This window comes from Pseudoalteromonas sp. SIMBA_162 (genome assembly GCF_046535955.1).
Classification (GTDB): Bacteria; Pseudomonadota; Gammaproteobacteria; order Enterobacterales; family Alteromonadaceae; genus Pseudoalteromonas; species Pseudoalteromonas marina.
Genome location: NZ_JAWJBQ010000922.1, coordinates 1 through 248, shown reverse-complemented (window position 1 = coordinate 248; position 248 = coordinate 1). Strand labels below are relative to the sequence as shown.

1 pseudogene is annotated in these 248 nt (G+C 44.0%); it reads right to left on the bottom strand.

Going from position 1 to position 248, the window contains the following annotated elements:
* A pseudogene (gene hisG / locus R0J88_RS22405) lies at positions 1 to 248 on the bottom strand (ATP phosphoribosyltransferase); the annotation flags it as partial.

Genomic DNA, 248 nt, shown 5'->3' with positions numbered 1-248 from the left:
GATTCTAAAATTGTATCACCTTGAATTAAGGCGTTTGCTTCAAGTGTTGCACCGGTTGAAACTAAATCACAAAATGCATCAGAAAGACCTGCATGTGGGGCAACTTCTACTGACCCTGTACGCATTACAGTACTTGCATTTATGCCTTCGCGCTTTAACAACTGCGCTACAATTTCTGGGTAGGTTGTAGCAATACGTTTGCCTTCAAAGCAGCTCTTATCACGAGGGCAAAGCTCTTGTGGCCATGC